This window comes from Bradyrhizobium sp. OAE829 (genome assembly GCF_040546575.1).
In the GTDB taxonomy this organism is placed as follows: Bacteria; Pseudomonadota; Alphaproteobacteria; order Rhizobiales; family Xanthobacteraceae; genus Bradyrhizobium.
In genome coordinates, this window is sequence record NZ_JBEPOE010000001.1 from 2602981 (window position 1) to 2628974 (window position 25994).

At 59.1% G+C, this 25994-nt stretch carries 19 protein-coding genes and 6 pseudogenes; 10 read left to right on the forward strand and 15 right to left on the reverse strand.

Annotated elements, in window-relative coordinates:
* Positions 1–32: 32 nt before the first annotated feature.
* Positions 33–1757, reverse strand: a complete 1725-nt coding sequence (locus ABIE49_RS12650; RefSeq protein WP_354066796.1) for a pyrroloquinoline quinone-dependent dehydrogenase — start codon at positions 1755–1757, stop codon at positions 33–35.
* Positions 1758–2592: 835 nt separating this feature from the next.
* On the opposite strand from ABIE49_RS12650, the gene ABIE49_RS12655 reads away from it, so the two are divergent.
* Positions 2593–3528: an SMP-30/gluconolactonase/LRE family protein gene (locus tag ABIE49_RS12655; RefSeq protein WP_502915993.1), complete on the forward strand. Its 936-nt coding sequence runs from the start codon at positions 2593–2595 to the stop codon at positions 3526–3528.
* A 272-nt stretch (positions 3529–3800) separates the two neighbouring features.
* Here ABIE49_RS12655 and ABIE49_RS12660 read toward each other — a convergent pair whose 3' ends face one another.
* The 7 genes and pseudogenes from ABIE49_RS12660 to ABIE49_RS12690 all read right to left on the reverse strand — a co-directional run bounded on the left by ABIE49_RS12660 (position 3801) and on the right by ABIE49_RS12690 (position 8740).
* Positions 3801–5240 (reverse strand): IS1182 family transposase, encoded by a 1440-nt coding sequence (locus ABIE49_RS12660; protein ID WP_354067472.1) that lies wholly within the window; start codon positions 5238–5240, stop codon positions 3801–3803.
* Between the two features lie 50 nt (positions 5241–5290).
* Positions 5291–5608, reverse strand: a complete 318-nt coding sequence (locus ABIE49_RS12665) for a methyltransferase domain-containing protein (RefSeq protein WP_192740735.1) — start codon at positions 5606–5608, stop codon at positions 5291–5293.
* 893 nt (positions 5609–6501) lie between these two features.
* Positions 6502–6609: pseudogene (locus ABIE49_RS12670) on the reverse strand (IS110 family transposase); the annotation flags it as partial.
* 120 nt (positions 6610–6729) lie between these two features.
* Positions 6730–6852 (reverse strand): annotated as a pseudogene (locus tag ABIE49_RS12675) (ABC transporter substrate-binding protein); the annotation flags it as partial.
* Between the two features lie 12 nt (positions 6853–6864).
* Positions 6865–7143 (reverse strand): type 1 periplasmic-binding domain-containing protein, encoded by a 279-nt coding sequence (locus tag ABIE49_RS12680; RefSeq protein WP_192740737.1) that lies wholly within the window; start codon positions 7141–7143, stop codon positions 6865–6867.
* Positions 7144–7151: 8 nt separating this feature from the next.
* Entirely contained in the window at positions 7152–7706 is a 555-nt protein-coding gene (locus ABIE49_RS12685; RefSeq protein WP_192740738.1) for an ABC transporter substrate binding protein, read from the reverse strand.
* Positions 7707–7753: 47 nt separating this feature from the next.
* Positions 7754–8740 carry an ABC transporter substrate-binding protein gene (locus ABIE49_RS12690; protein WP_192740739.1) on the reverse strand — a complete coding sequence of 329 codons (987 nt, stop codon included), beginning with the start codon at positions 8738–8740 and terminating at the stop codon, positions 7754–7756.
* 563 nt (positions 8741–9303) lie between these two features.
* Here ABIE49_RS12690 and ABIE49_RS12695 point away from each other — a divergent pair.
* The 3 genes from ABIE49_RS12695 to ABIE49_RS12705 all read left to right on the forward strand — a co-directional run bounded on the left by ABIE49_RS12695 (position 9304) and on the right by ABIE49_RS12705 (position 9976).
* Complete coding sequence (locus tag ABIE49_RS12695) at positions 9304–9543, forward strand: hypothetical protein (protein WP_192740740.1); 240 nt, start codon at positions 9304–9306, stop codon at positions 9541–9543.
* A gap of 24 nt (positions 9544–9567) precedes the next feature.
* The gene (locus ABIE49_RS12700) at positions 9568–9759 is read left to right on the forward strand and encodes a hypothetical protein (protein ID WP_192740741.1); all 192 of its coding nucleotides are present in this window, start codon (positions 9568–9570) and stop codon (positions 9757–9759) included.
* Positions 9760–9835: 76 nt separating this feature from the next.
* On the forward strand, positions 9836–9976 hold the full coding sequence (locus ABIE49_RS12705; protein ID WP_192740742.1) for a hypothetical protein: 141 nt from the start codon (positions 9836–9838) through the stop codon (positions 9974–9976).
* A 758-nt stretch (positions 9977–10734) separates the two neighbouring features.
* Here the strand turns inward: ABIE49_RS12705 and ABIE49_RS12710 are convergent.
* From ABIE49_RS12710 to ABIE49_RS12725, 3 genes and pseudogenes are all read right to left on the reverse strand, one after another.
* Complete coding sequence (locus tag ABIE49_RS12710; protein ID WP_354067741.1) at positions 10735–11244, reverse strand: hypothetical protein; 510 nt, start codon at positions 11242–11244, stop codon at positions 10735–10737.
* Positions 11245–11382 (reverse strand): annotated as a pseudogene (locus tag ABIE49_RS12715) (LuxR C-terminal-related transcriptional regulator); the annotation flags it as partial.
* 2181 nt (positions 11383–13563) lie between these two features.
* Positions 13564–13755 (reverse strand): annotated as a pseudogene (locus ABIE49_RS12725) (transposase); the annotation flags it as partial.
* Between the two features lie 213 nt (positions 13756–13968).
* On the opposite strand from ABIE49_RS12725, the gene ABIE49_RS12730 reads away from it, so the two are divergent.
* Both ABIE49_RS12730 and ABIE49_RS12735 read left to right on the forward strand, forming a co-directional pair.
* Positions 13969–14193 (forward strand): hypothetical protein, encoded by a 225-nt coding sequence (locus ABIE49_RS12730; protein WP_192740743.1) that lies wholly within the window; start codon positions 13969–13971, stop codon positions 14191–14193.
* A gap of 623 nt (positions 14194–14816) precedes the next feature.
* Complete coding sequence (locus tag ABIE49_RS12735) at positions 14817–15017, forward strand: hypothetical protein (RefSeq protein WP_192740744.1); 201 nt, start codon at positions 14817–14819, stop codon at positions 15015–15017.
* A gap of 1706 nt (positions 15018–16723) precedes the next feature.
* On the opposite strand, the pseudogene ABIE49_RS12740 reads toward ABIE49_RS12735, so the two are convergent.
* A pseudogene (locus ABIE49_RS12740) lies at positions 16724–17122 on the reverse strand (cyclic nucleotide-binding domain-containing protein); the annotation flags it as partial.
* 635 nt (positions 17123–17757) lie between these two features.
* Here ABIE49_RS12740 and ABIE49_RS12745 point away from each other — a divergent pair.
* The gene (locus tag ABIE49_RS12745; protein ID WP_192740746.1) at positions 17758–17964 is read left to right on the forward strand and encodes a cyclic nucleotide-binding domain-containing protein; all 207 of its coding nucleotides are present in this window, start codon (positions 17758–17760) and stop codon (positions 17962–17964) included.
* Positions 17925–18431, forward strand: a pseudogene (locus ABIE49_RS12750) (SDR family NAD(P)-dependent oxidoreductase); the annotation flags it as partial. The gene ABIE49_RS12745 and the pseudogene ABIE49_RS12750, both read left to right, overlap by 40 nt.
* Positions 18432–19042: 611 nt before the next feature.
* On the opposite strand, the gene ABIE49_RS12755 reads toward ABIE49_RS12750, so the two are convergent.
* Positions 19043–20026, reverse strand: a complete 984-nt coding sequence (locus ABIE49_RS12755; RefSeq protein ID WP_192740748.1) for an alpha/beta fold hydrolase — start codon at positions 20024–20026, stop codon at positions 19043–19045.
* 210 nt (positions 20027–20236) lie between these two features.
* Here ABIE49_RS12755 and ABIE49_RS12760 point away from each other — a divergent pair, with 210 nt between their 5' ends.
* Both ABIE49_RS12760 and ABIE49_RS12765 read left to right on the forward strand, forming a co-directional pair.
* Positions 20237–20680, forward strand: coding sequence for a hypothetical protein (locus ABIE49_RS12760; protein ID WP_354066798.1), 444 nt, complete (start codon positions 20237–20239; stop codon positions 20678–20680).
* Positions 20641–20862 carry a phasin family protein gene (locus ABIE49_RS12765; RefSeq protein ID WP_354066799.1) on the forward strand — a complete coding sequence of 74 codons (222 nt, stop codon included), beginning with the start codon at positions 20641–20643 and terminating at the stop codon, positions 20860–20862. Before ABIE49_RS12760 ends, ABIE49_RS12765 begins: the two co-directional genes overlap by 40 nt.
* 1259 nt (positions 20863–22121) lie before the next feature.
* On the opposite strand, the gene ABIE49_RS12770 is transcribed toward ABIE49_RS12765, so the two are convergent.
* Positions 22122–22244 (reverse strand): hypothetical protein, encoded by a 123-nt coding sequence (locus ABIE49_RS12770; protein ID WP_354066800.1) that lies wholly within the window; start codon positions 22242–22244, stop codon positions 22122–22124.
* Between the two features lie 1300 nt (positions 22245–23544).
* Positions 23545–23667 carry a hypothetical protein gene (locus ABIE49_RS12775; RefSeq protein WP_354066801.1) on the reverse strand — a complete coding sequence of 41 codons (123 nt, stop codon included), beginning with the start codon at positions 23665–23667 and terminating at the stop codon, positions 23545–23547.
* Between the last annotated feature and the right edge of the window lie 2327 nt (positions 23668–25994).

Sequence of the window (25994 nt, forward strand, 5' to 3'; positions counted from 1 at the left end):
GCAGGGAGTGATCCCTGCCGCCCGCGCCACCTTCATTGTCTGAGCGTGTAGACGATCATAGCGCCGGTATTCTTCGACATGCTCTTGAAGGGCTCGCCATAGAGCGCGACGAACTCATCGGCCACCAGGCTGCCCCAGCCCGCCGGTACCGCGACGTACTGCTTGCCGCCGGCCATGTAGCTGATGATGCCGGCATTGTGCCCCATGCCGTTGTTGCGCGACCAGAGCTCCTCGCCGGTGTCGGCATTGTAGGCGTGCACGATGCCTTCGGCGTCCGGCACGAATACCAGATTGCCCGCGGTGGCCAGAACGCTGGCGAGCGGGGGCTGCTTGTAGGCGACCTCCCACTTCTTGGCGCCGGTGACGGGATCACGGGCGCTGAGATGGCCACGGGCCGGTCCGTCCGGCGGCGCCACGATCTTGAACGTGGCGCCGATGTTGAGCTGGGCCATCGGCTCCATGATCGGCGTGGTCTTCTCGACGCTCATCTCCATGCACCACTCCTGCCCGATCCGGTAGAACAGCCCGTTCTTGGGGCTGTAGGCGCCGGAGTTCCAGCTGATGCCGCCGGCGATGGCCGGGCACAATGGCGGGTCCACCTTGCCTTCGACGAGGTCGCGGCGACCGATCAGTTCACCGGTCTTCGGATCGATGCCCTTGACGAAGTTGATGTTCTTTACCAGCGCCCAGACGTTCTCGACCTTGGCGTTGGAACGATCGTACACGAAGACGTATCCGCTCTTGTTGGCGTGCACGACGAGCTTCTTGCCGCCGCGCTCGATCATGACGAACTCGCCGACGGAAGAGTCGAAGTCCCAGGCATCGTGCGGCAGCTCCTGATGGTAGAATTTGAGCTTGCCGGTATCGGGATCGAGCGCGATGACCGATGTCGTGTAGAGATTGTCGCCCGGCCGCGGTCCGCTCTTCTTCCAGTCCGCGCCCGACCAGTCGTAGAGCGGCGCCGGGTTGGCGGTGCCCCACCACACCGAATTGGTTTCCGGGTCATAGGTTCCGGGCATCCAGCCGCCGCCGCCACCGGTCCGCCAGGACTCGCCGCCCCAGGTCTTCATCGCCTCTTCGGTCCCGGCTACCGTGAAGAATTCCCATTTCTTCTGGCCGGTCTTGCCGTCCACGCCGAAGATCGGTCCGCGACCGGTCCATTCGCCGCCCTGCGCACCGATGATCACCATGTCCTTGACCACCAGCGGCGCGCCGGTGAAGCCGACGGTCACCTTCTTGGAATCCAGCAGCTTGGTGTCCCACACCGATTTGCCGGTCTTCAGATCGAGCGCGATCAGGCGCCCGTCGACGGTGCCGACATAGAGATTGCCGCCTCCGATGGCGATGCCGCGGTTGTAGGGCGAGTGCGTCTGCTTGGCGACCAGCTCCTCGTCGAGCTCCGGCGCATAGGCCCAGATCGTCTTGCCGGTCGCGCCGTCCAGCGCGTAAACACGGCTGTAGGAGCCCGAATAATACAGCACGCCGTCAAGCGCGAGCGGCGTCGATTGCAGGCCGCGGGTGGCGCGTTCCGGAAAATGCATCCAGGCGACTTCGAGATTCTTGACGTTGCCGGCGTTGATCTGGTCGAGGCCGCTGTAATGATAGGACTTGTACGTGCCGTGATAGGTCGGCCAATCGTTCATGGCCGCTTCGGCATTCAGCGCTGCAGCGTTCTGGGCGCGCGTCGGTGAGACGGTGACCAGGGCAGCCACCGCCAGCATGAAGCAGCGGCCGAGATATCGCTCATAAAAAGCCATCTGTAACCTCCCTGTGCTGATTTGTTTTTGGGCCGAATTGTTGTCGCGACCCTTGCAGTGGTCGTGTGTCAATAACTCTTGGGTGAAGGGTTGTTCTGGGGCCGAGGATTCTGGGGCGTTCGGGATAGATTGCACGGTCCGCCGAGGCTGCCGTCATGCCGGGGCGGGTGCAGCTCTTGTCGCCTGAGCAAGAGACAGGCGGAGGTTCGGGCGAAGGATTGTTTTCGAGTGGCATTCGGTGCACGGCGGCGCATACCATTGCCGGGGCGAGTCTGCCCTATGCTGCCCCCAGCGACGTCTGTGCATTGCACCATGACATGTCTCCCGACGCTCATGCTAATAGGCGGACCGGATTGTTGTTTTTTTGTGGAGCGCCGGTCAGCCGTGGAAACCTTGAGCTGAGTCCCGGTCACTTCGGCCATGGCGCGGGAGTGCCCGCGACCGCATCGTGCAGAGCATCACCCGATAGGCGAGCGAGCATTCCGCCGCGGCGTCGGTTGGCAGTTCGGCATCTTCGGCCGAGGTACGTCAACGTCGCCGGCGGAAAGGCTCTTCGGCAAGTTCTGTTCGTGCTACGATTTCCCGCATCCGAGCGTCCATCCCCGAGTTAGAACGCAAGCGGTGGGAGTTCGGAAGAACATCTTTAGGGAGGTAACAAATGAATAGACGCGCATTTTTGGCGACAACGGCGGCTGCCGCGGCCGTGACCATTAAAGCGGCCTCTGCGGCGACCGTAACGCCATTGGGGCAAACGGGCGTCCCAACCCGACCAACCGAACCGCTGCCGCTTGGCCCGCTTCCCGGCGCCCGCTATCCGGATTCGCGGCTGGAGTCGATGAAGAAGCCTAAGGTTTCGTTCGGGCCGTCAGGCTTTCCGGCCTTCGCCGGCACCATGGCAGTCGAGCGCGTCGCCACCGGATTCCGCTGGGCCGAAGGCCCGGTGTACTTTCCGGCTGGGCGATATGTCCTGTTTAGCGACATTCCCAATAACCGCATCATGCGCTTCTCGGAGGATGATGGTCATGTCAGCGTGTACCGCCATCCATCGATGAACTCGAACGGCAACACCATCGACCGCGAAGGACGCCTGATCACTTGCGAACACAGCGGCCGGCGCGTCACCCGAACCGAACTCGATGGCTCGATCACGATCATCGCCGACAAGTACAACGGCAAGAAATTGAACTCGCCGAACGACGCGGTCGTCGCGGCCGACGGTTCGATCTGGTTCTGCGACCCGGCCTACGGTATCGGCGGCTATTACGAGGGCATCAAGGCCGAGCCCGAGCAGGACAAGAAAAACGTCTACCGGGCGGATCCGAAATCCGGCGACATCAAGATGGTGGTCGATGACTTCGTGGAGCCGAACGGCCTTTGCTTCTCGCCTGACGAGAAGAAGCTCTATATCTGCGATACCGGCTTCACCGACGGGCCGGACAACCCGTCGCATATCCGCGTGTTCGACGTGGATCTCGGGGCCGGAAAGCTTTCGAACAGCAAGGTCTTTGCGGACATGCCCAAGCCCAGCATTACCGACGGGCTGCGCTGCGACACCGCCGGTCGCCTTTGGTGCTCCGTGGGTTGGGGTGATCCGAACGAGGACGGCGTGCGTTGCTACACGCCTGACGGCGATCTGCTCGGCAAGATCCACATCCCCGAAACGGTTGCTAACCTGTGCTTCGGCGGTCAGCAGCGGAACCGGCTCTATATCTGCGGCTCGTCATCGCTCTATGCGGTCTACACCAGCGCCCAGGGTGCGATGAAGCCATGACAGCTCCGAGGGATACCTGTGACTTAATGTCTTCGGCCTAAGGGCTCGCGCGGCTTAATTTCCCCGCGACGCACCACGGCGGGCAACCTCCTCAGGTGGCCGCCTTGCGCGCGCCGATGATTTCGAGCCACATAGGTCGTCATCCCGTTCCGGCTAGACCGGGCAGAAAGGCGCGCCTGAGTGTTTTGGAAGTCCGACTTCCGCTTCGGGTCTTGGTCGTGTAAAAACACCCTTCCCAAGGAAGTCGGTGAGAAGCCAGGACCCGTTCGGTCTCAGGCCACGATCGCAGCCATCAGCGGCTTGGTCCCGACGATGTTGATGACCCGTGTCAGATTATAGGCCAGAACGGAGAGAGCCATCTCGGCGGCTACTTTTGGAAGCGTTTTGGTGACGAAGTGTGTCGCTCCCATGCGGGCCTTCATCGTGCCGAACGGATGCTCGACCGTCTCGCGACGCTGGCGCATGGCGAGCGGGTTCGCATCAAGGCGCTGCTGCACGGCATCGAGCAGGTGCTCATGCTCCCATCGTGGAATCCGCCGCTCTGGCCCTGTCGTGCACTGGGACTTGAGCGAACAATTTTGACAGGCGTTGGTCCAGTAACGCCTTATCCGCTTGCCATCTTCCTCGCTAGTGAAGTGATATGGCAGTTGCTCTCCGGCCGGACAGCGATAGGCGTCCTCCTCTGGCAAATAGACAAAGTCCTGCTTGCCGAAGCGCCCATCCGATTTGGCGCCCGACGTCTGCGGCTTGGGCAGAGTTACTGTGATGCCGGCCTCGTGGCAGGCGAGGATCTCCACGCTGCTGAAGTAGCCGCGATCGGCAACGGCCTCGAGCGTCTCGGTCTTGAGAACAACCTTGGCCTGCTTGGCCATATTGGCCAGTTGGGCCCGATCTGAGCCGCTGTTCGTGACCTCATGCGTCACAATCAGATGATGCTCGGTATCCACGGCGACCTGCACGTTATAGCCGACGACGCCGGAGCCGCGCCCGCTCGTCGCCATCGAACGGCTGTCGGGATCGGTCAGTGAGATTTGCTGGTCAGGCGAAGCAAGCATCTGCTTCTCGTAAACGGCAAGCTTGCCCATTTCCTCCTTCAGCTTCGTCAGTTTCTCGGTAAGCCTCGTTACCTTCGCGGCCAGTGCCTCCGTCGGCTCCTGCCGGTCGGCCGTGTCAAGTTGGCTCAGATAGCGTGCGACGCTCTCCTCCAGCTGGGTACGCCGCCGCTCCACCTTCGCCCGCGTGAAGTTCTTGTCGCGATTGTTCACGGTCTTGAACTTGCTGCCATCGATGGCAACGCTCGCCGTCGCCAGCAGACCCATCTCGCGGCAGAGTTCGACGAAGCGCGCACATACCTTGCGCAGCGCCAGGCCGTTGTCTTTGCGGAAGTCCGCGATCGTCTTGTGATCAGGTGCGAGCCGACCCAGCAGCCACATGACCTCGACATTGCGCCCGGCCTCTCGTTCGAGCCGCCGGCTCGACTGAACCCGGTTCAGATAGCCGTAAATGTAAAGCTTGAGGAGAACCGAGGGGTGGTACGATGGCCGGCCTGTCGCTGCCGGCTCCACCCCCTCAAAGCTCATCTCAGCCAAATCCAGCGCATCGACAAACACGTCGATCACGCGAACGGGATTGCTCTCGTCGATGAAATCATCGAGGCATTCGGGCAATAGCGTCGACTGCCCACGGTCCGCCTGCTCAACGAAGCGCCTCATCAGCTTCCCCCGCAGAATCACGAGAGAATCATACCAAAGCAGCCGCGTTTTCACACAACCAGGGTCATGTGTGGAACGGTAAGGACGGAGGCCGCTGCACGTCCGCCCGGCGCTGAACTCAGGCGTTGCTTTACCTGTTCGACCATGGCTTCCGACAGATCGGCGGCAACGACATGCCCAGTTGGTCCGACTGCGCGCAGGCATTCTTCCGCAGCCAGTCCCGTACCTGTCGCGATGTCGAGGACTTTCATGCCAGACGCAATACCGGCAGCACCTAGAAGGAATGGCAGAAAGTGGCTCGACACACGCGCAAACGCGCGATCATACTCAGCTGCGGCCTCGTCGTGATAGGCAAGCTCTTTTGCCATTTGCACTCCCCTTGAACTTGAATACACCAGCCCAGATCATGACGCGCGATATTTGAACGGGCAACAAGGTTATGCGATTGGTCAGGTGACGGCGTTACCCGCCGTGGGTGTCGACGGCCGTAGAGGGCGATGAAACTGGTCACGGAGCCAAGACTTTTGCCTCGAATCCGGCGCGCAGTCGGCCGCGTCTAAAGTTCAGCAACAAGTGCAAGCCAAACGCTCATCAAAATGCAGGCCTGGACGTGCGCCTCGCCGAGGAAGCGGTGCGTCGCGCAAGCAGGCGCAATTGCTTCCGCATGGACGTCTGCGCGATCAAGTCGAAAAAAAGCAGTAGAGATCGAAGCTGCATATGCAGTTACGGAGTTATTGCGTTCGCCCCGGTTAAGCCCATGAAAACTGTCTATGGCGGCTCTTTTGTATGTGGCCTTGATCATAGTGAGTCTGTCGCATGGCCTCAGTCAGGTGCCGAAGAATGCATCGACTGAGGGTGTTACGTCGGGCTTGGGACGTAGCCGCCAAACCGCGGCAGCCTCTACTCCCCAAGCTAGCGCGCTGTCGATCTGTCGGTCGCGCTCCCAAGAGTACAAAGGCGCGTGACCCAACCGCGAATTGGCCTGGGCTTCGAACCAGTGGACAGGCACGCTGTTTCTGTGGCGCCTCGATCGACATAGCTGTAACCGACCGTCACATCTAGGGTGCGCATATGGATTCGCAGCACGCATGAAATTCAGCCCTGACCGCCCCTATTCCGATCCTGACAATTCCGCGCGCAAACTGCTGGAGATTGCCAACGCGACCGGGCCGGTAGACGGAAAGATTTACATCGAGAAGATCAACGCTCCGATGCTGTACAAGGAAGGCGCTTCGCCCGCGGAATACGGCGCCGGCCTACACTGGCCGCGGCGAAGCTGCTTTCTGACGATGACCTTCTCGGCCCCGTCAATGCCGTGAACCTGGAACACGTTCTTGGCGATATCCAAACCAACCGTGGTAATTTGCATGTGGACGGCTCCCCTGATGTGATTCGTCTCCGGCGAGCCACCCTATGGCACTTCGATGCCGGGAGCGGGCGCCGTCCACCACATCAAACGCGGACTCCTGGCGGGCAGCAAATCGGATTGTTAATCGATCATCTCGTCGGCGCGAGCGAGCAGCGTCTGCGGCACGGTCAGACCGAGTGCCTTGGCAGTCTTCAGGTTGATCGCCAACTCGAACTTAGTTGGTTCCTGAACCGGCAGGTCGGCCGGCCTCTCACCTTAGAGAATGCCGTCGACGTAGCCAGCTGCGCGGCGATACTGATCGGTCAGATGAGGACCATAAGACATCAAGCCACCCGCAGTGACGAAGAAGCGGGATGCGTAAACTGCGGGCAAACTGTGTATAGCCGCCAGCGCAATGATTAGGTCGCGGTGACGCGTCGCCATCGCACTCGCCGTCACGATCAGCCCGGCATTGTCAGAGCGTCCGAATGCCGTGACGGCGCGTTTAATTTCGGACGCATCGCGCACGTCGACTGGGCTTAACTCCAGCCTCATTGACGGTGCTAAGGCCCGAACTGTCCGATCCCCGAGGCGACAGCCGGATCCCGAAGGACCGCGGCTTTAGTTACGCCGGGCGCGATCTCCTTGAGCAGTTCCAGCCATTTTCCACTCATACCATATTCGAACATCGTAAACCCGGTCGCGTTACCGCCAGGTCGTGCCAGGCTTGTGACGAAACCGGAGCCGACCGGGTCAATGACCACCACGAAGATGATAGGCACCCTGCTGGTTGCCTGAAGCAATGGCGCCACGGTTGCCGTGCCGGTTGCGGCCACGATGACATCCGGTGCTCGCGAGACCAATTCGGCCGCTTGTCCGCGAAGATCGGCGTTGGTCGTGGCCCACCGAGTGTCGATGCGCACGTTGTAACCGTCAATCCAACCCAACTCGACTAACGTCTGCGAGAGAACCGCGATGCGGCCTTGATGTTCGGGATCATCTGCGCTTGCAGCGAAGAGCACGCCGATGCGACGCAGCCTCTCGCCCTGTTGCGCGCGCGTGGATAGCGGAAATGTTGCGGCACCCCCTAACGCACCGAGAAATTCGCGCCGCCTCATCTCGTTTCTCCAACGCTCTGATCAGGACATCGTATGGCCAGAATCCTTTACTCGATCACCTCGTCGGCGCGGGCGAGCAGCATGGGCGGGACGGTGATGCCGAGCACCTTCGCGACCTTGAGATTGATGACCAGTTCGAATCTGGTCGGCTGCATAACCGGTAAGTCGGCGGGCTTGGCGCCCTGAAGGATTCTGCCGGTGTAAAGTCCGATCCGCCGGTAGGCTTCAGCCAGGCTGATGCCGTAGCTCATCAGACCGCCGGCTGCGGCGAACTCCCGGAACTCGTAGATCGCGGGAATGGCGTAGCGCTCCGCCAGCGCGACGATCTGCTGGCGGTGAGCGTTGAAGAATGGATCGGCAGCAACAAGAAGCGCTTCGGTGTCTTGCTTAGCCAGCGTCGCAAAGGCATTTTCGAGCTCCGGCTCGCTGTCTGCCTTTAAGACCTGAAGCTTTCGCGCGACGGCATGCGCCGCCGTCTCTGCTTCCTTCAACTGACTGTCGGCGCCGGGGGTTCCCCGATTGACGAGGACGGCGAAGGTCGCGGCATTTGGCACCAGCTCGTGCAGCAATCCCATGCGCTTGGCCTCCAGAGAGTTGGTCATCACATGAACGCCGGTGGCGTTCCCGCCGGGCTGGTTCAGGCTCGCAACGAGGCCCAGCTCGAGAGGATCCGTCGCAGAAGAAAACACGATCGGGATGGTGGTAGTCGCAGCCTTGGCGGCGAGCGCCGAGGCGCCACCGCCGGTCGCAACGATCACCGCCACCTGGCGCCGGGCCAGATCGGCAGCCAGTTCTGTCAGAAGATCGCTGTGACTTTCAGCCCAGCGATACTCGATTGCAAGGTTACGGCCTTCTATATAGCCGGCTTCCTTCAGGCCTTCATGGAAGGCCGTCACGGGGCGGGCGATCGCGCCTGGCGACAGGTTGTTAAGGAACCCGATGACCGGTGTGGACGCATGCTGCCCGCGTGTCGGGAGCGGCCGAACGACGATGACGGCTCCAATTAGAGTTATGAAACACCTGCGCCCGATCATGATCGCTCCGATCGATCCTGTCAGTCAGCATCTGCACAGCGACGGCGGGGCCGAATTAATCTTCTAAGTAACTACGACGTCCAGCGACCACCGAGGGGCCAAACTGGCGCGACCAAGCTAGCATTGTAGCAGCCGAGATCCGGCTATTGAAGGCTCTTGTCCTTCCGTTCAGGGTCATCGCGTCGGTTTCATCCAGCCACTCATCGAAGCGTGTCAATCCGAAGCCTCCAGCCGAACGGTGCCCCCCGACCGCCGGAGGAAAATCCGTATCATTCGGGTTGGCAACCACTAGGTGGGCTGCATGCCTTCCCCCTTAGGAACCGTGCATTCCCGCCTTTCCGACACGCCTGCAAGTCCTGGATGGAGGGGGCTGGTCTCGAAATGGCGCGACAGCATCTACCGCTCCGGCAGGTCTCTGAGTTGGATCGAGGTCAAGAACCGGCAGCCCCCGGCGATGCAACGGGTCATGGAGCCGGTCTCCTAAATGCTATACGGCCTGTCAGGAACCAACTGGAGGGATCGCTATTTATCGGTTCCGGAAACTGCGGCTGGAGATGTGGTCAATGAGGCTCATGGGCCGGTTTAAGAGGTTGGCAGCCGAAGATCGTCCGCAAGACCCGACGCTCGATGGCAAGGACCTGCGGTTTGAAACTATGGACCATGGTGGTGAGTATGACGATACGATGCCGCAAGCAATCAAGGTAACCGATCGCCACGGTCGTTCCTGCATCTATGTTCCCCTGGCGCAGGATGGCAGGGTGGTGGACACGCGGGGACCGCCTTTCGACGCAGACGACGAGTGACCTAAGGCCAGGAAGCGGAGTTCTATGAGCACGGATCGCGACCTTGTCGTCGACGCAATGGAGGAAGCCCAGCGCATCCTCGCAGAACACTTTGCGCCCGGCGCGCTGCACCATCCGGCCAGTACTATTCACCGGCTGGTCATGGTGCTGGATCGACCGGACTTGACCGCCGCGCTTAAGCGCATGAAGGCGCGTAACGGCTTGCGAACTGTGTGAAGGTCTTGAGAGGAATGGTCCGATCGCATTCTGCTTGCGCCGGGTCGCTCCGACGCATCCAAAGCACATTCCTAAAATGGAAAAGTTCATCGCTTTGACGGCCGTCGCGGCAATTCTGATCTTCGCCGGCACCTATGCGGTTACAGCGCGGAAAACGTATCTTTCGATGCCGCAACCGGCGGCGTTCACCGCGCCAAAAAGAGCGAACACATCCTAAAACGTCCCGACTGAAATCACTTTCCACACCAGAACATTCGGGGACGGACCTGAGTAGAATAGGTGCCCCACTCTGTGGGAGTTTTCTTGAGCTTCAGGCGGATGCAGAAGTCCGCGGTCTAGGACTACCTGCCCCGGTGCACGGAAGCCGACTTCGACGAGTACCGGCGCGAGCGCGCCTGGACGGCATGGAAATACGCCATGTATGCCGCTGGCCTGCCGCTGCCGACGCAATCAACCAGTGGACAGGCACGGTGTTACTGTGGCGCCCCGATCGATATAGCGATAACCGACCGCCACGTTCACGAAGCACATATGGTTTCGTAGCACCATGAAGTTCCGCACCGACCGCCCATTCGCAGATCCGGAGGCCGCCGCGCGCAAACTGATTGAGATCGCCAGCACCGTCGAGGCCATTCAGATGGCCGCATCCATATCGAGAAGATCGACCGCCCGATGCTGTTCGAATACTGGGCTGGATTGCAGCAAGCAATCGATAAGGGCTGGCTGTGGTACCACGAGAGCGGAACCTACGAAAAGTTCATGCCGGCCGGCGCAGATCTGTTTGCGTGAGGTTGAACACCGCATTTGTACGCTTAACGACGCGCGAATACGCAGACGGGGCAGAACGTACGGTCGGGATCATTCGCATTTGTTTGAGCGGACCACGGTCGAGCGATCCAGTTCCGTTGATCTACATCAACGCCCCACTCTGACAGCGCAACGATTTCCGTCTCGGCTGGGTATGTAGAAAGAAGATCAGTCATGCTTCGCTATATTCTCGCTGCTCCAGCAGCACTCGTTCTGCTCACCGCCAGTTTGATCCCAGACCCTGCCGATGTTCGCGGTCGCGGCGGTGGTGGCTTCCGTGGTGGTGGTGGTGGCGGATTTCATGGTGGCGGCTATCGCGGCGGCGCTGTTGCAGGCCGAGGTTACCGCGGCGGCGCGGTAGCGGTTCGAGGCGCGCGGGGTGGCGCTGTCGCAGTGCGCGGCGGTCGCTACGGTTACGGCGGATACGGATATCGTCGGGGCTACGGCGCGGCGGCGGTCGGCGCGGCTGCCGTTGGCGCGGCTGCGGCAGGGGCCTATTACGGTGGCGGCTGCGGCTACGATACCTACGGCAACTGGGTTTGCCCGCGCTACTAATCCGTATTGAGGCGGCCCTGCGCCGGTGGCCTGGCGCGCGGCGGCCAGCGTTAGGCCGAGCACCGGCTTGCACCTAAGTTTACTGGTCATCCGAACGAGGTCGAAGGGTGCGAATTTCTGCATCATTCTCCCGCGATGAACCTTGATGGTTTTTTCGACCGTGCCAAATTCGGCTGCGATCTGCTTATTTAAGCGTCCCGCGACCACACCCACTAATACTTCTCGTTCACGCGGCGTGAGGGTCGCAATCTTTGAAGACAATTGCCCGCGAAGTGATCGGGCCTGCCATCTTTCTCATTCTCTCGTAGGGACCGGCTTAGGATCGGCTGTCTAATGGCAGCTGCTACACCAGCCTAATAAAGCCATGGTTCAATCCGCCGAAACCGGCTAGGCGGGTCAAGGATGCTTTCGATGAGGCCGCGTCCTGTGCCCAGATAATGCCACGAACCTGAACGAGCTTTGTCCCAGCTTCGCGCATCACGCAAAGATTCGGTTTGCTCGAACTCGAGGGGTGGGACATGAAGTATGCGACGGGGGTCCTTGTAGCGGTTCTTTTCTTTGTGAGTCTGTCAGAGGCAAGGTCTGCAGTGCGCATTAAGAATGATCGAGGCGGCTTGATCGCGGCTTACATCCTGAAGTACGATCGCCTCGCTTCGTCGGGCGAATCCGTGATTATCGATGGTCTCTGTGCCTCGGCGTGCACCATGGTTCTCAGTGCACTTCCTTCCGACAGGATTTGCGTAACCTCACGCGCGAGGCTTGGGTTCCATGCGGCCTGGAATTACGGTGCCGACGGGCGTACCTTCACCGATCCCGAAGCAACCTTGATGCTATACTCGACCTATCCGAGGCCGGTGCGACGCTGGATCACTCGCAGAGGTGGATTGAGTCCTCACACGATTTTTTTGAGCGGAAGGCCCTTGCAAGAGATGTATCGACCGTGCTGGGCAACAACCAATCCTAGTCTCGACTTGCTCTAAGGCCACGTGCATCAGCGCTCATGCGCGATCCTTTAGACGCGTTCTCCTCTCACCCCTCAGAGGTTGGAAAGAGGTGTGGCGGGCTGGCCGCCACAAGGTGATCGGCAAGGAGGTGAGCCCGCCAATATCAGACCTCAATAGTACGTATAACCGCACGATTCATAGCAGACGTTCACGTACTGATAACCGTCCCAGCACGCAGCTGTCGTAGCCCGAGTAGCCATACGGATAACCCATGCGCCGGCAGCAACGATGCCGGCCGCAATCGGCCAACCCAATCCCCGACCCCAGTGATGCCGAGCGATTCATAAATTGCGTGAGCGGCTAGAGGTTCCCTTGGTCTCCACCCCACTGCGCCAACTAGAAAATCCATACTCCCCGAAAGTCAGCCAGAAGGCCTGGGCCCCAAGTTCTGGCGCTTCCGCAGCCCTAAGGGGAGACACCACCGTGGAGGAGCGTAAGGGAGCGAAGTTTGAAACGATGAACGGCAACGTCGGATCGCAGCGTGTCGAGTTCGAGAATGGAAAGCCAGACCAGACAAATGCTTCACGCCTAACCAACGTCCGTAACGTCCCCTCTGGTGACGGCGTGACCAATCTTGATCGTCTTTCGCGATGGTGGACAGCCATACGCCGTCAGCTATCGTCTGCTGCACTGATGTCAGCGGGATCGCCACCGTCACTTGGCACTCTCAACCGATTTCAAGCGCACTGCTCCTGCATTCCGGCGCATCGTGACATGCAACTGAAAGGGTCCTCTCAACGCCACTGTCCCGATCTACGAGCGCAGGATAGCGCCGGGATGATCGATGTCGTCGCGACATTTCGACGTAACCCTTCGCGCCACATTTTTAACACCCGACTCAGCTTCCGGTCGTCTGCGTGAAGCATTTCGTCGGGTTATGGCTGCACCCAGCAACCCTGACCTCACAGCCGACGAGCGAAACGCCAGAGGCCCGGGGTGGTCCTCATCCCTCACCGGGCCTTTTGCGCTACGTGTTGCAGGGTGATCCGCGCGCCAGGATTCATCAGCAAGCAAAAAGAACTACTCGGCACGCACACCATCACAGCGTGCTGGCGTGAACGGCTCGTTGAAACACCTGCCGGCGAAGTCACAGATTTACAGTGGTACGGGAGCGAAGTTGTTCTGCACTTCCGGGTGTCGGATGAGATTGTGGAAGCGGTGCTTACGTTCAATCAAGACGGGTCGGTTCGGCGCAGTCGGTGCGGTCTGTTCAACAATTTGGACGCTGCCCGCCCACCCCTGGGACGGCTTACTGAGAGGGCTTAATTGTTTCGATCATGGGAAGTTCAACCTGATCTGCGAGGACTTCCGGTCTTAGAAACGGACATCGTCGCGAACGGTCAGCACGTCTCAAATGTGCCGATTGTGTTGAAGAAGTCGGCGTCCCAAATGTTTGGGATGTTGCAAGGAATCAGGGCGCACGTGAGTTTGTTTGCTCTCAGGCCGGCATTGGGCCAGGCAGCGGGATCAGCTTTGCCAGTTTTCGGAGGTTCTGGGCGGTGGCAGCCAGCAGGAACTCGTCCTGAGCACCAAATGGACCTCTCAGCCTGAGCCGATCGAGGCGCAGGATGCGCTTCAGATGCGCGAACAGCATTTCGATCTTCTTCCGCTCACGGCGCGACCTGACATAGGCAAGGCCGTTCCTTCCTGCGAAAAGCCCGGCAACATGCCGGGCGGAACGCAAGTAACACGTAGCTAGAAGCAATCGAGTCTAGTTAAGCGCGCCGTTCCTGGGCCGTCTGTTCACTTTTGAACCCTGCGCGTCACGCGCCTTATTGCTTGCGCGCGCACTCTGGTTGCGGAAAACTCCGGCTGGTCGAAATCTTGGCTGAAGGCTAAGAAAATGACGAAGGCACCGGGCAAAGTTGAACCACAGAAGCCGGTCAGCAAAGCCGAGCGCGAAGCGCGGAAGGCATTCCGCCAAGTCGACGCCGAAAAGGCAATGACCGAGCACGAGATCGCGCAAAAGGCGTTCTCAAAAAACCGCGAGCGTCTCAAGGCCGAGCGGCTGGAGCGCGAGGCTGCAGCGCCACCGCCCACAAAAGCCCAGCCCAAGGCAAAGAAATGACAGCTCCGAGTCCAGCGAGACGGCGTTGGACCTCCGAAGAGGAGCAGAAGCTTGATGAGCTTCTCGATGCCGGAAAGGAAGCCGCCGAGATAGCTGTTGAACTGAATCGAACACGCCAAGCTGTCTATGCTCGATTGCAACGGCGTTACAGAAAACGAGCAAAGCAGCCAGCCCTGCTTGTAGATCTGGGGCTGAAGGCGAAGGGTAAATGAGCGATCGAACGCTCTTGATTGTTGGCCTGCTCATCATTTGCGGCGGGATAGCCTATCTGATCGCGATGATCATTTGGCCGATCTGATGCCGCGTGAGTAAGTTGAGGTGAAGTTATGTTAGACGAGGAATTTAAGAAAGAGCGCGCCCGAACAGTGCGGGAATTAGCAGAGAGAGCTAAGGACCCCTTTATTAAGGGGCGGCTTCTGGAATTGGTATCAAGATATGAAGACGGTGGGTCAAGGATCGCCACAAAGCCCACGCCGGTTGACTCCGGAACAGAGCAAGGCAGCAAGGTAGCCTTGGGTACTGGCAGCGGCCTGTTTGAAATACCCCGGACGGGGGATTGACCGGCGGTCGCGGGTACAACAGTTTTAATGACATTGACGTTTTTTCCAATTGTGAATTCTGACATGGACAATAACGCCGAATACTGGCGACGGACCCTAGCGGCCTATGAATATGCCCGGCAGGCAACGAACGAGAAAAACAGGGCTGCTTGGCTCCACATCGCTGAAAGCTTCGGGGCCCTATTCCGACTGACTCAAAGAGTGGATGAAGCGATTGCCCAAAACATCGCCGATCCCAATTCTCAGGGGACCCGGTTTCACTGAACTAAGAGGAATTAGGACAGCACCCGCTTCGCGGGTACTGTCCGTATTTAACCCCTAGTGTCCCAAGCGCGGGTGTCACCCGATTTTTAAAAAACCGAGGGTGGCGTCACATGACTGTGGCACAGCATTTGTACGCTTGGGCTGCCGGGATTGCGCCCGACCAGGGGAATACAACGCCGTCCAAGCGACCATATTCCAATCGGGCGGCGTTGGCTTTCGAGGGGGTCCTAATTTACAAGCGCGCGCGCTGCCAAACGAAAAGGCCCCAGCCATGGCCCATGGCTGCGGCCCCTTCCAAGTGCCCCCCTGCTCAGAAGCTCACCATCCGATATGGCCTATCCCGTGTCCTAATTTGGAAGTGTGAGTGTCCTAATCAGGACAGCACCGGATTAAGAGGCCCCGCCGGCGAGAACGCCTTCTGAATCAAGAATTGCTCAGAACCCAGATCGCGGCCGCTCGTTCGCAGAAAGCTGCCACCGAGGTAATGGAGCACCAAGCGACTGTTTTGGTTTGGACGGCGGGATTTGCAGCCTTATGAGGAAGCCTTGATCCAGCGATTTGCCAAGCCCCTTAGCCGCTCTTCAAAGGTGAGTATTCGCCCTCAATGATAGCTGAGGTGACTGATCGCTCCGTGGGCGATAATGACTAAGGCCCACAAGTTGAAACTGTCGCTTCAATCGCGCCGCCAGCTAGAAAAACGCAAGCTACCGCGGAAGACGCGCCTAGCTGCGCGAGAAAGCCGCCCCTAGCCGAAGAGGCCATTAAATTCAAAGAAGCCGCCGAGAAAGAACCCACCGGTAGCCTCGCCAGGGAACTTCTATTGCGCCAGGCGCGCCAAGCCGAAACGGCTGCACGCGTGAACGCCTGGCTTTCATCTCCCGGACTGGGTTCGCCGAAGGGAACGAGTACCGGGCGTATACGATCGGCCAAGACGGCCAAAGACCGCGTCCCGCGCGTTCAGATGCGCCGACGATAGCGAGGCTGTTGTTCGGGCCAAGCAGCTCGTAGACGGCTACGATATTGAACTTTGGAGCGGGGACCGTTTCGTGATCCGGCTGAGCATCAAGTGCAGTAAGGCCGCATCCGTTGGAACTCATGCGTTCTGCGGGCATTACATCAGATCGCAATAACACTCTGGTCTCTGGTCGTCGCCACCCTATTTGCATTCGGGATGGTGGCATTAGTCGCGACGCACTGAGTCCTCCTCCCTCAAGTGCGCACCAAGAGGCGGCCTCAGTAGGCGGCCTCTTTCGTTCGTCTGTGGCTCTTGCGCCAGGGACATCAGAGCAGCCAAAAGCTTTCTCCGCCGGCCGGACTGCGCGGAGCTGTTCGCCTGATCCCTGCCGCAAAAAGAAACGGCCCCAGCATCGGGGGTTAGGGACGCTGAGGCCGTTTCCAAATGACCGGTTTCCTCCAGACGGGACGTCCAACGCCGATCATGCCACTTGTTCCCTAGGTGAATGCGGCAGACGCCGCACCCGTACCACATGGGCGAAAACTCGCCCGAGCATGTCGCGTACAGGCTCATGCAGGCACTGCATAAGTCCACCAGTGAAGGCTGGGCGGCAGCTGACCGTAAGTGCTTCTCGACACTTAGGCGGAGTGCCTGAAGGCAGTAAAGGACCCATTCATTCGATGACGTGGGTTTTCTCGTCGGTGGACCGCGAGAAAATGCGTGCGGCGTGAGGTTGGTCCAAAAGTGGACCTAGATTGCGGGTGGTCATGGTGAGGACGTTCCGCGTTACAACCGGATCACTCGTAGCCACTAGTTCAAGGCTCTGTCGTTTGATAAGGTTGAGGGTCGTTCTCACGACTGCTTCGGCGGTCAATCGATGCTCGTTTCCGTTCTCAAGCCCAAAAATATCGCCGACCAGGTGAAACGCGCCGATCTGGCGGCGACCATCCGTCAGTAATTTATAGGTTCGAACTGCGCCCGTTTTGACTTGATAAACGTACTCGGCCGGCTCCTTCTCGCCGTAAATCTCGGTCCCCTTATTGTAGGTGAATTCATTTAGGCTGACGATTAAATTTGATCCGGTCGTCATACCGAAGTCCATAAGCGAATTAGGACCAGACGTTCGGTATGCGGTGGAGCGTACAAACATTGGCCGAACCCTAAAGAGATCGATCTTGAGATCTTATTCGGGTAATTTCTCGCATTCCGTCCAGTAATAAAACGACGTTTGCACGATCGCGTCACCTGTACCAAAGTACAATGTACCACAGGCCAGTGCGTCTATGGCGCAAACAGACAAATTTTGCTGAAGCCAGAGAGCAATCACGGCCCGCAGTGCCCGTGGGCGCCCACAACTCGTGCTGCTTTTCGCGATGTAACTGTGCTGCCAAGGCAGCGTACCCTCGGGTCGTTCGATGCGGACCGCCAACTAATCCGGAGATGCTAGGTCGCCCTTTGACGAGCGGTTGGGGGAGAGCGTGCATCTTTAGCTTCTTCAACCATCAACGCACATTAGGTGCCCCTAGTGCAGGAGGCAGGGTCCACGTCGGGTCCTTCAAACGGAGAGGTATCATTAGGCACAGGCACCTATTACCCAGTCCTTCTGCCCATTCGGTGGCGCTTTCTTTAGAAGGCCGCTGTCAAGTCTGGGGGAGCCAGGCAAACCGTTGCGCAGGAATGCATTGTACTATGTAAGGTACCGGACGCTGCTTAAGCTGATCTTCGGTTAGACTGTAAGCCGATAGCTGAGAGTTTTTCGCTCCCGCCTGTCAGAGGAGGAGCGTCATGCCTCTCACCGATAATATTCTTATCGCCTCGCTGCGGCAAGCCGACTTGTCACTTCTGGCGCCACATCTGAAGGTCGTCGAGGTCAAGCAGCATCAAATACTGTTTGAAGCTGGGGATCCGCTCGAGGCAGTCTACTTTCCTTCAAATGCAGTCGTGTCGCTTGTAATGCTGGATTCGGTTTGTTCGGCCACGCGATCGAATTGAATCGACAAGAACAACTCGACATCATCGCGGTCAGCATCTTTGCCTTGACCGATTTGTCATTACGTTTTTCAGATAGCTTGATCCGACATCGCGGCGGCGTCCTTAACCTGAGTTCGCTAGCTGGCTTCCTGCCCGGTCCTGGGATGGCAGTATACTATGCGTCGAAGGCCTACGTCCTCTCCTTCAGCCAAGCACTCCGCCTGGAGCTCGCTCCATTTGGAGTTCGCGTGACCACACTCTGTCCAGGTTCGGTCTCGACGGAATTTCAAGCGCGCGCCGGGCTTAAACTTGGATTCGAGCATGACATGATGAATGTCTCCGCATTTCAGGTCGCGCAGGCGGGGTATCGGGGACTGATGGCCAACAAGCGGACCGGTTTGCCGGGTCTCGCAATTAAGATTGCGCCGCTTTTACTACGGTTGTTTCCACGCGCTTTCATTCTCGCGGCGATTGGTCGCATTCAGCTACTAAAGTGTAGCTGGGCGTTTTTGCCTTGGCCGCACAAAACGACACTTCGTGCCAATCGGGGAAGTCGTGCCCTCACTTGGCCGATTGGTCGTTCAGGCAGCCCGGCCCTTCTCGCGTTGGTCTTCCGACCGGGGCGGTAATGCCTCCGGCGTGGGTTCGAGGTATGCTGTAATGGGTAGCGGCGCATGTCCGCAGGAGGGTGTTTCGGACATAGCCGCCGAGGCTGGAGTTTCGAGTGACGATAGAAAACGCCCGGCCCGCGTCGGTAATCTGCCAACCGTCAACATCGACAGTCACAAAATGCGAACCGAAGATGCTTAGACCGGGCGCAAGCGCAGCTAGTGTTCGATCAGTCCAATCGGGACCATTGGAAATGAGAATAGAAACGGTCGGGTGAGCTTTGGCGCCGTTGCTCCGCGCGTCCCGGATAAAACAAAAAGCCGCCTCCGGGACGATCGGGGACGGCTTTTCATACGCAACTACAAGCCCGGCAAGGCATCAATACGGTGGCAATTATTGCGTAACCTCGGCTTTTCGGCCGCCGGCGCCCCGCCGCGCCAGCACCCGGGCTGGTTGCCGAACAACGGTTTCGCTTCGTTCATTCGATTACTTAGTCCGCGCGGGCGTCTTCCTGCGGCGACGAGATGATGATCGGCTGCTCCACCCTCAGGCTATCGACAGCCTCCACAATGGCGTCACCGTCGGCATAAGTCACCATGTGCTCTGCATCATTCACGAGGTGCAGGTTGGACCGACGAAGTACTTTGTATAGACGTCGCGCCTGTTCGGGTTCGATGAGGTGGTCCTCAGCGCCGTGAAAAATATGAATTGGGCACCGAATGCTTGAATAGTGCGACTGAAGTCGCGTCGCTTCGGGAATGAGAAGCGCGCTTTCCTCGGCGGCCGCTCTCAGTTGCTTCGGCCGGCACGTCAGGGCGGCTGGAAAGTTATCTTTGAATTTGCCAGGAACGGAGCGAGGCGCAAATATCTTGCGAAGCAGCGCAGGCAAAATGGCCCATGAGATAACCGGCGCTACCGTGTAGCGCATGATATCACCCAACACCGGCACCGCGGGACCGGACATCATCCAGAAGTCCCAGCGCGCCGTTGGAAAGTAGTAGCCGGACACAAGCACAAGACCCCGGACGGGGTAGCTATCCTGCAATCCGATCGCAGTAGCGACCAGCGCACCCCATGAATGGCCCAGTACAATAGGATCGCGCACTCCGAGCTGATGCAGAGCCTTCACGAAGAGCGCCGCTTGGGACGTCGCAGTCCAGACGCGCGGGCGGGGCCGTTGACTGTAACCAAAGCCCGGCCGATCAAAGCATAGAACGCGGTTGCGGCGAGCAAGCATGTCCACCAGACCGCTGATGATGAGATCCTGCAGCAGCGAGCCGTTGCCATGAAACAGCACGACGGGCGGGGCCGTCTTATCACCACGCTCCAGGTAATGGAGGCGCACGCCTTCGCAGTCGATGAAATTGCCGATAGGTGGGTTCCGTCGTTCCGCCACGAGCGAGAACGCAACATTCCCGATCACTAGAAGAAGCATGCCCACCATAACGACAAAGACAAGTTCAACAGAGAGCATTTTTTGCTATGCCTCCCGACGTGAATAGGCAACCCAGGTGTGCCGAGCAAAAGCCAGCCTGCGGCATAACCGGGACATATGGCCGTCGTTCCTAAGGGGCATCGCGCACTCATGGAAAAAGCCCGCGGGCCTGGAACGGTCGCACGCAGATCGCGTTGCTCGACACGAAGCTGGGGCAAATCGTCAACCTGCAATCATCGGAGAGCAATGATGGCAAACCCACGCGAGGATAAACATAGGCAGGGCATGGAAGATGCGGTCCACCGCGCCGGCGAGCGGGCTGCTGAGCAGACCAGCCGCATTGGACAAGCAGCGGCCGATCAAACGACGCGTGTTGGGCAAGCGGCGGCTGATGCCGGGGAGGAAGTGGCTCGGGCAAGTGCGAACCTGCTCAAGCAAAACGCCGAGACGTTACAGAATGCATTGCGCTTTGGCCTGGAAGCGGCGACCGCGGTCATGGGACGGTCCACCGACCAATTTGGTCGCACGCTCGGCTTATCAGGAGAAGGGATGGAAGAGGCAACGGAACGTTCCGCCCGCAACGCGCAAACAATACTCTACAAGGTACCGCTGCCGCCAGAGCTATGGATGGGGTGTCTCGAGAGTACTTTCAGATGGTTCGGCATCACGTCGAGAAAAGTATGGACCGTATGAACCAGCTGTGGACCTGTCGAACTCCCCAGGAACTCGCGGCCGTACAAACCGACGTGGTGCGGGAGACCATCGAAACCGCTCTGGAGAGCAGCCGTCGTATAGCCGACTTGTCGCTGAAAATGGCTGATGAAACCGGAAAACAGATCAAAAAGAATATGGAAGTAAGCAGGCGTGCTGCTTAGATATTGTCTGAAGGGCCAGTCAGTCGCCTCACCATGCGAGCGTGTGGTACTCAAATGGTCAGAGGGCCCGGCCTCACTCCGTCGGCCTAAGCCGCACCCTGCCCGAAACGGCCCCGACGCCGGGGCTAACGCCGGGGCCGTCATCGCGGCAAGAGCCCTCGTATGCGGCCGGGCGCGAAGGCAAGGTTAAAGTCGGGTACCCGACATTACAAATTAATTCGATACCGCATCGCACTTCTCTCGAAGGACGCGCGGAAGCGGCCCAGACAAGCGTTGCGAACCGTCTGAACCGCTGTGAAGCCGACGTCCTGTTTTTAGAGGGACAAGCGCAGACGGTGTAGTTGGGCACAGCACGCCCTGAGGCAACTGCTGAAGCTAGCAAATCACGATCAATTAAACTGGCACCGAAATCGTTTGGTGCCAACGGCACTTCGCGATGCTGCGACACAGCCGTTCGGGCCGCTCTAACCTCTCTCATCTACCGGCCGAGGTACAGCTGGGGCGCTGCAAGCCTAGCACCGCGCATAATTCATTCGTAGGCATCGAGCATCTCACGGACGAGGAGCTCGAAGATATCAGGAAAACAGCCATCGCCGACGGTGTCAGCTATACGCCTGGCCCGAGTCCCAAAAGGCCATGGCGCTTATCCAGGCTCGAACGTGGTGAACTGCGCCGCTGTCAGTTTAGATTCCTGTCCATCGTGGCTCCGAGTAGAGCCGAGGCGACCGGCGTTGATGACCGTGCCGACCTTGCCTGCGAGCGGGCTGCGGTCCCACCGGAGCGTCGGACAAGGGACCCTCTCTGCTCTCACCCTCAGAAATTGGAAAGAGGTGTGGCGGGCTGAGGTGAGCCCGCCAATATCAGCCCTCAATAGTACGCATAACCGTACGATTCATAGCAGACGTTCACGTACTGATAACCGTCCCAGACCACGCAGCTATCGTAGCCCGAGTAGCCATATGGATAACCCCATGCGCCGGCAGCGACGATGCCGGCTGCAACCGGCAAACCCCATCCTCCCCAACCCGAGCGACCCCAACCCGGACGGTAGCCGGCCCACCTGCCGCCCCAAGCGGGACGGCCTGCGGCACCCCACCCTGGGCGGCCTGCGATCGGACCTGCCGCTCCCCAACCGGGTCTGCCTGTGACCCCCCACCCGGGTCGTCCTACAATACCGACGTTCCTAAACCCGCCACCGGCAAAGCCACCACGGTATCCGCCGCCTGCAAATCCTGCACCCCGGAAGCCGCTGTTCCCGATCATCCCACCTCGAAATCCGCCGCCCGCAAATCCGCCTCCCCGGAAGCCTCCGCCACCAGCAAAGCCGCCGCCAGCGGCAAAGCCGCCACCTCGGCCACCGCCGAACCTCGCCGAAGCTTCATTTGCAGCCAAGGTCAACACCGCGCCAGCAAGGGCGATACAGACCAGAGCGGTCAAGAGCTTCTTGCGCATAGCACTCTCCTGTCAGGTTGAGCTTATAAGCGCTCTGCATTGATGCCGAGCGATTCGTAAATAGCGTGAGCGGCTAGCGGTTCCCTTCCTCTCCACCGCGCCTAGCGCGCCAGGTAGAAAATCCAAAAACTTTCGTCAGGATTGTTTTTTCGCTCGGTAGTTCACTAGCGCTAGCGCAGGGCGCCGGCGGATTTGGAGCAGGTGGCTATGGTGCGGGCGGAGCCGGCGCTGGCAGGGTTGAGGCAGGGCGCGGGCGGTGCTGGAGCCGGGGCCCTAGCGGAGCCGGTGGAGCAGGCGAGAGCGGAGCCGCTAGCGGTGCGCCTGGAGGTGGCGGCGGTGATCCCGCGCTCGATAGAGCCTCACGCGGGCCCAAGATCCCGCCGCAATCGCTCGAATGACCTACAGTAGCGCCCGCTACAATGAATTCGTCGCGGGGACTGATCTAATTGTTTCGCTCCGGCACGCAAAAACTCAAAGCGCAATCTGACTGCCTTCTGTGACCTATTAAGAGCCGCTGCTCTAGACATGGTCGATCGACCGCTCGACACCAGTTGCAGCAAGGGGCGATCCTCCTCGTCGCTCCAATGCTTCCGTTCGTTCCTGAGCATAAAACTGAGGTTTCCCCGGCCCACGTCGGGGACCAATGTTCCTAACGGGCGGCGACTCACCAGTCGCTTTGATTGTGTAACAGCCACGGCGAGCCTGCCGAACGGAGGTGGCGAGGCGAGCCATCGTTATCCGATATTACGAGCCTGTAGAAATCGGTCGGCCCAAATGACATACTCGCTAGCCGCTCGGCATTAAGACTACCGTTATCTTTGCCTTCCCCGAGCGGTTTGGTGTACCGCGCCTCGCAAGTGCGACGCTCGCCCAGTCGATCGGGGACTTTCGAATGCTGGGAATGCAAATGCTGAGATTTACCGATGGTCCGCCTATTACGACTATTCGGACTGGCGCCGGGTGATGAACGGGAACGGCCAGGAGATGTGAAAGCCACGACGATCCCCACGCAGTTCTGTCAGTACAAAGAAACGCCACTCGGCGGGCGGTGATCTAATTGTTTCGCTCCGGCGCGCAAAAACTCAAGCCGCAATCTGACTGCCTTCTGCGACCTATTAAGCGCTACGGCTATAGACATGATCGATCGACCGCTCGACACCAGTTGCAGCAAGGGGCGATCCTCCTCGTCGCTCCAATGCTTTCGTTTGTTCCTGAGCACAAGAACTGTCCTCACCGCGTGTCCGCTGTTGTTCCCCGCGTCTGGCCGATCTGGCCGCGCTGGTAATAATCGAAAACGAAGTAAACCATCGCGAGGAAGCACACCAATATTGCCGCGACGCCGATCGCCTTCATGCGCGCCTCCTTCTAAAAATGGGATGGATTCTTTAAACAAAAATCAGGACCTGGGCTTCGCCTCAGCCGTATCTTCCTGAAGGGCATTCTCATCAACTTAGCCCGCACCTGTATTGCGGTAATCGTTCTGTTTAACTTGGCGGCAACGAGCGTTACGGACGCGCCGCTTTCCACAAGTGAGCGCAGCAGCTTTTTGTCTTCCGGTGTCCAAGGCCGACTCCGGCGGATCATTTGCTCTTCGCCTTCAGCCCCTCGGCCGGCGATTTGCCGTCTAACCAATCCTGCTGTTCTGCCAGAGCCGCTAGGCAACTTCCATTCGCTTAAAGCGATTCTTATTCGGTTCGGTTTCAGCCGCTTCCGCCATCACAGCGCAGTTGTCAGCATTTGCGCGATATTGGTCGGCTGTCGTCATCACGTCACCCCGGCCTGAATTGTGCGAAACGGAAGCTAGCCAACCTATTAGTTTTCGCAACGCTGGATGTGGCTCGCAGAATAAGGCCCTGCAAGAGAACATCTGTCGAGACGCATAGCGCGAATGCTTGGTTCCTTAGTCGGCCGCCGAACAGACACGCGAAGCCAACTCGATCAAGCTTGGTGCGCGTCGGCCGGAACCCGGCGCAAAAACAGCCCGGCGCACCCCTCCATGAATTCCCCAACCGCGCTGGGCTGTTTCTGACTTAGCCCCGCCATCCTGACAGGCGGGGCTTTTTCTTTGCCACTAGGAACGAGGAATCGATTCTACGCTCCCGGTGCCCATGGTCATTGAGCATCTACTTTAGCCTTGCCCCAAACCGGCTAGGCTTTTTCTTTAAGCCATTAGGAACGATCGCGTACCGTCTGAATCTTTTCTCCGCTCCCGGCGCTGATCCCTCAGCACCCCCGGCCGAGAGGGCGGCCCCGCGTCGGAGAGACACCAACGCGGGAGCCGCTTCCGATTGGATAGGAGCGCATAATTGATAGCGCTGCTCCGCAAAGTACAAGCATTCGTCGCAGCGTTTTGCCGGGCGCAAAACTACTTAAACGCGGCTCGGAGTAACGCTCGAATGCATCCGGAACGCTGACCGGTTCACGTCAGCGGGCTTTTCTGTTGAGTTGCACCCTCAAATGGAACATTAAATCGCTTTACTTAGATGATGATTTTACAACAAATTTAGAAATCAGACATTGGATGATCTGCCGCAACCGCCGTGCGGCCGAGTAGCCGGGCCCCGCTATTTCAACCTACCCCAGATGATGGTGTGCTCGGCTACTTTGTTCCGGTGCCAGTGCCTGTCTGGACACAAACCCAGGTAGCGGCCATGGCGGAGTTCGCCCGCGACCCCAGCGTGCATACTTCTCGGCAGTCCAAGCGGCTTCGCGGCGCCAGTTGTCAAAATCCTCTGGCGTTCGCTTTGGAAGGTATTCGGCCCATGCGGCAAGGAAGCTGCGCGCGCGTCGTCATAGGTCGCCGCTGCGCCGGATCGGTGGTCGCGACTGGCGCCGTTAACGCTGAAGCCACAGTCCCGGGTCCAATAGGTGAAGCCTCTTTGGCCCTCCGCTTTGGCGATCGTCCCGACACGCACATCGTCATGCCACGTCTTGCTCGGAGCGTCAGGATAGCGGCGGCGCGTCAACCGGGGCTTATCGCCATCCATCAGGAACGCATCCTTGGCCCGCAGTATGGGTTAACTTAAGTTGGACCGTGCCGAGCGCGCTTTGCGATCCTCTTCAGCGTAGTTTTGGCGGGTCGCCCGGTCCGTCAATTCTTTTTCTGCGCGCGTACGGCTCCGGTTTCGGAAGATGCCATACGCGATGAAGCCGCCGAGTATAAAGACGCCGACAAACCAAATCGCGATCGGGATGGGCGATGCATTCTGAATTGGCAGGCCTTGGGCTTCAAGACGGCCGCTTATGAAAAGGAACGGGGCCGACAACGCAATCACTGCTCGCGTGTAGCCTGCCGGACCTTTTCGGCATATTGGTTTCATGAGCATCTTCTCCTTCGAATGCGAGGATAAGCCGTGATGGTATCTAACGTTCCTCCGCCTGCGGTCGATTGCGTTGGGCTTTTCGTTGCCCTCTTCGCTGACCGGTAAGACGTTGGATGACGTGCCGCAATCGCCGTGCGGCCGAGTAGCCCGCTATTTCACCCCTTGCAGATGGTGTGCGCTCGGCTACTTCGCGGTGGCAATGGCAACAACTCCGTCGCTCATGAAAACGCATCTTTCGCGCCGTTCATGGCCAGAGAAGCCGGTTTTTGATCATCGCCCAATGGGCGATCGGCCGGGCGGTAAGGCGCGTCGTCCAGTTTTGATACTGCCCTCCAGTCCTTTTGCAGGCATGGCGGA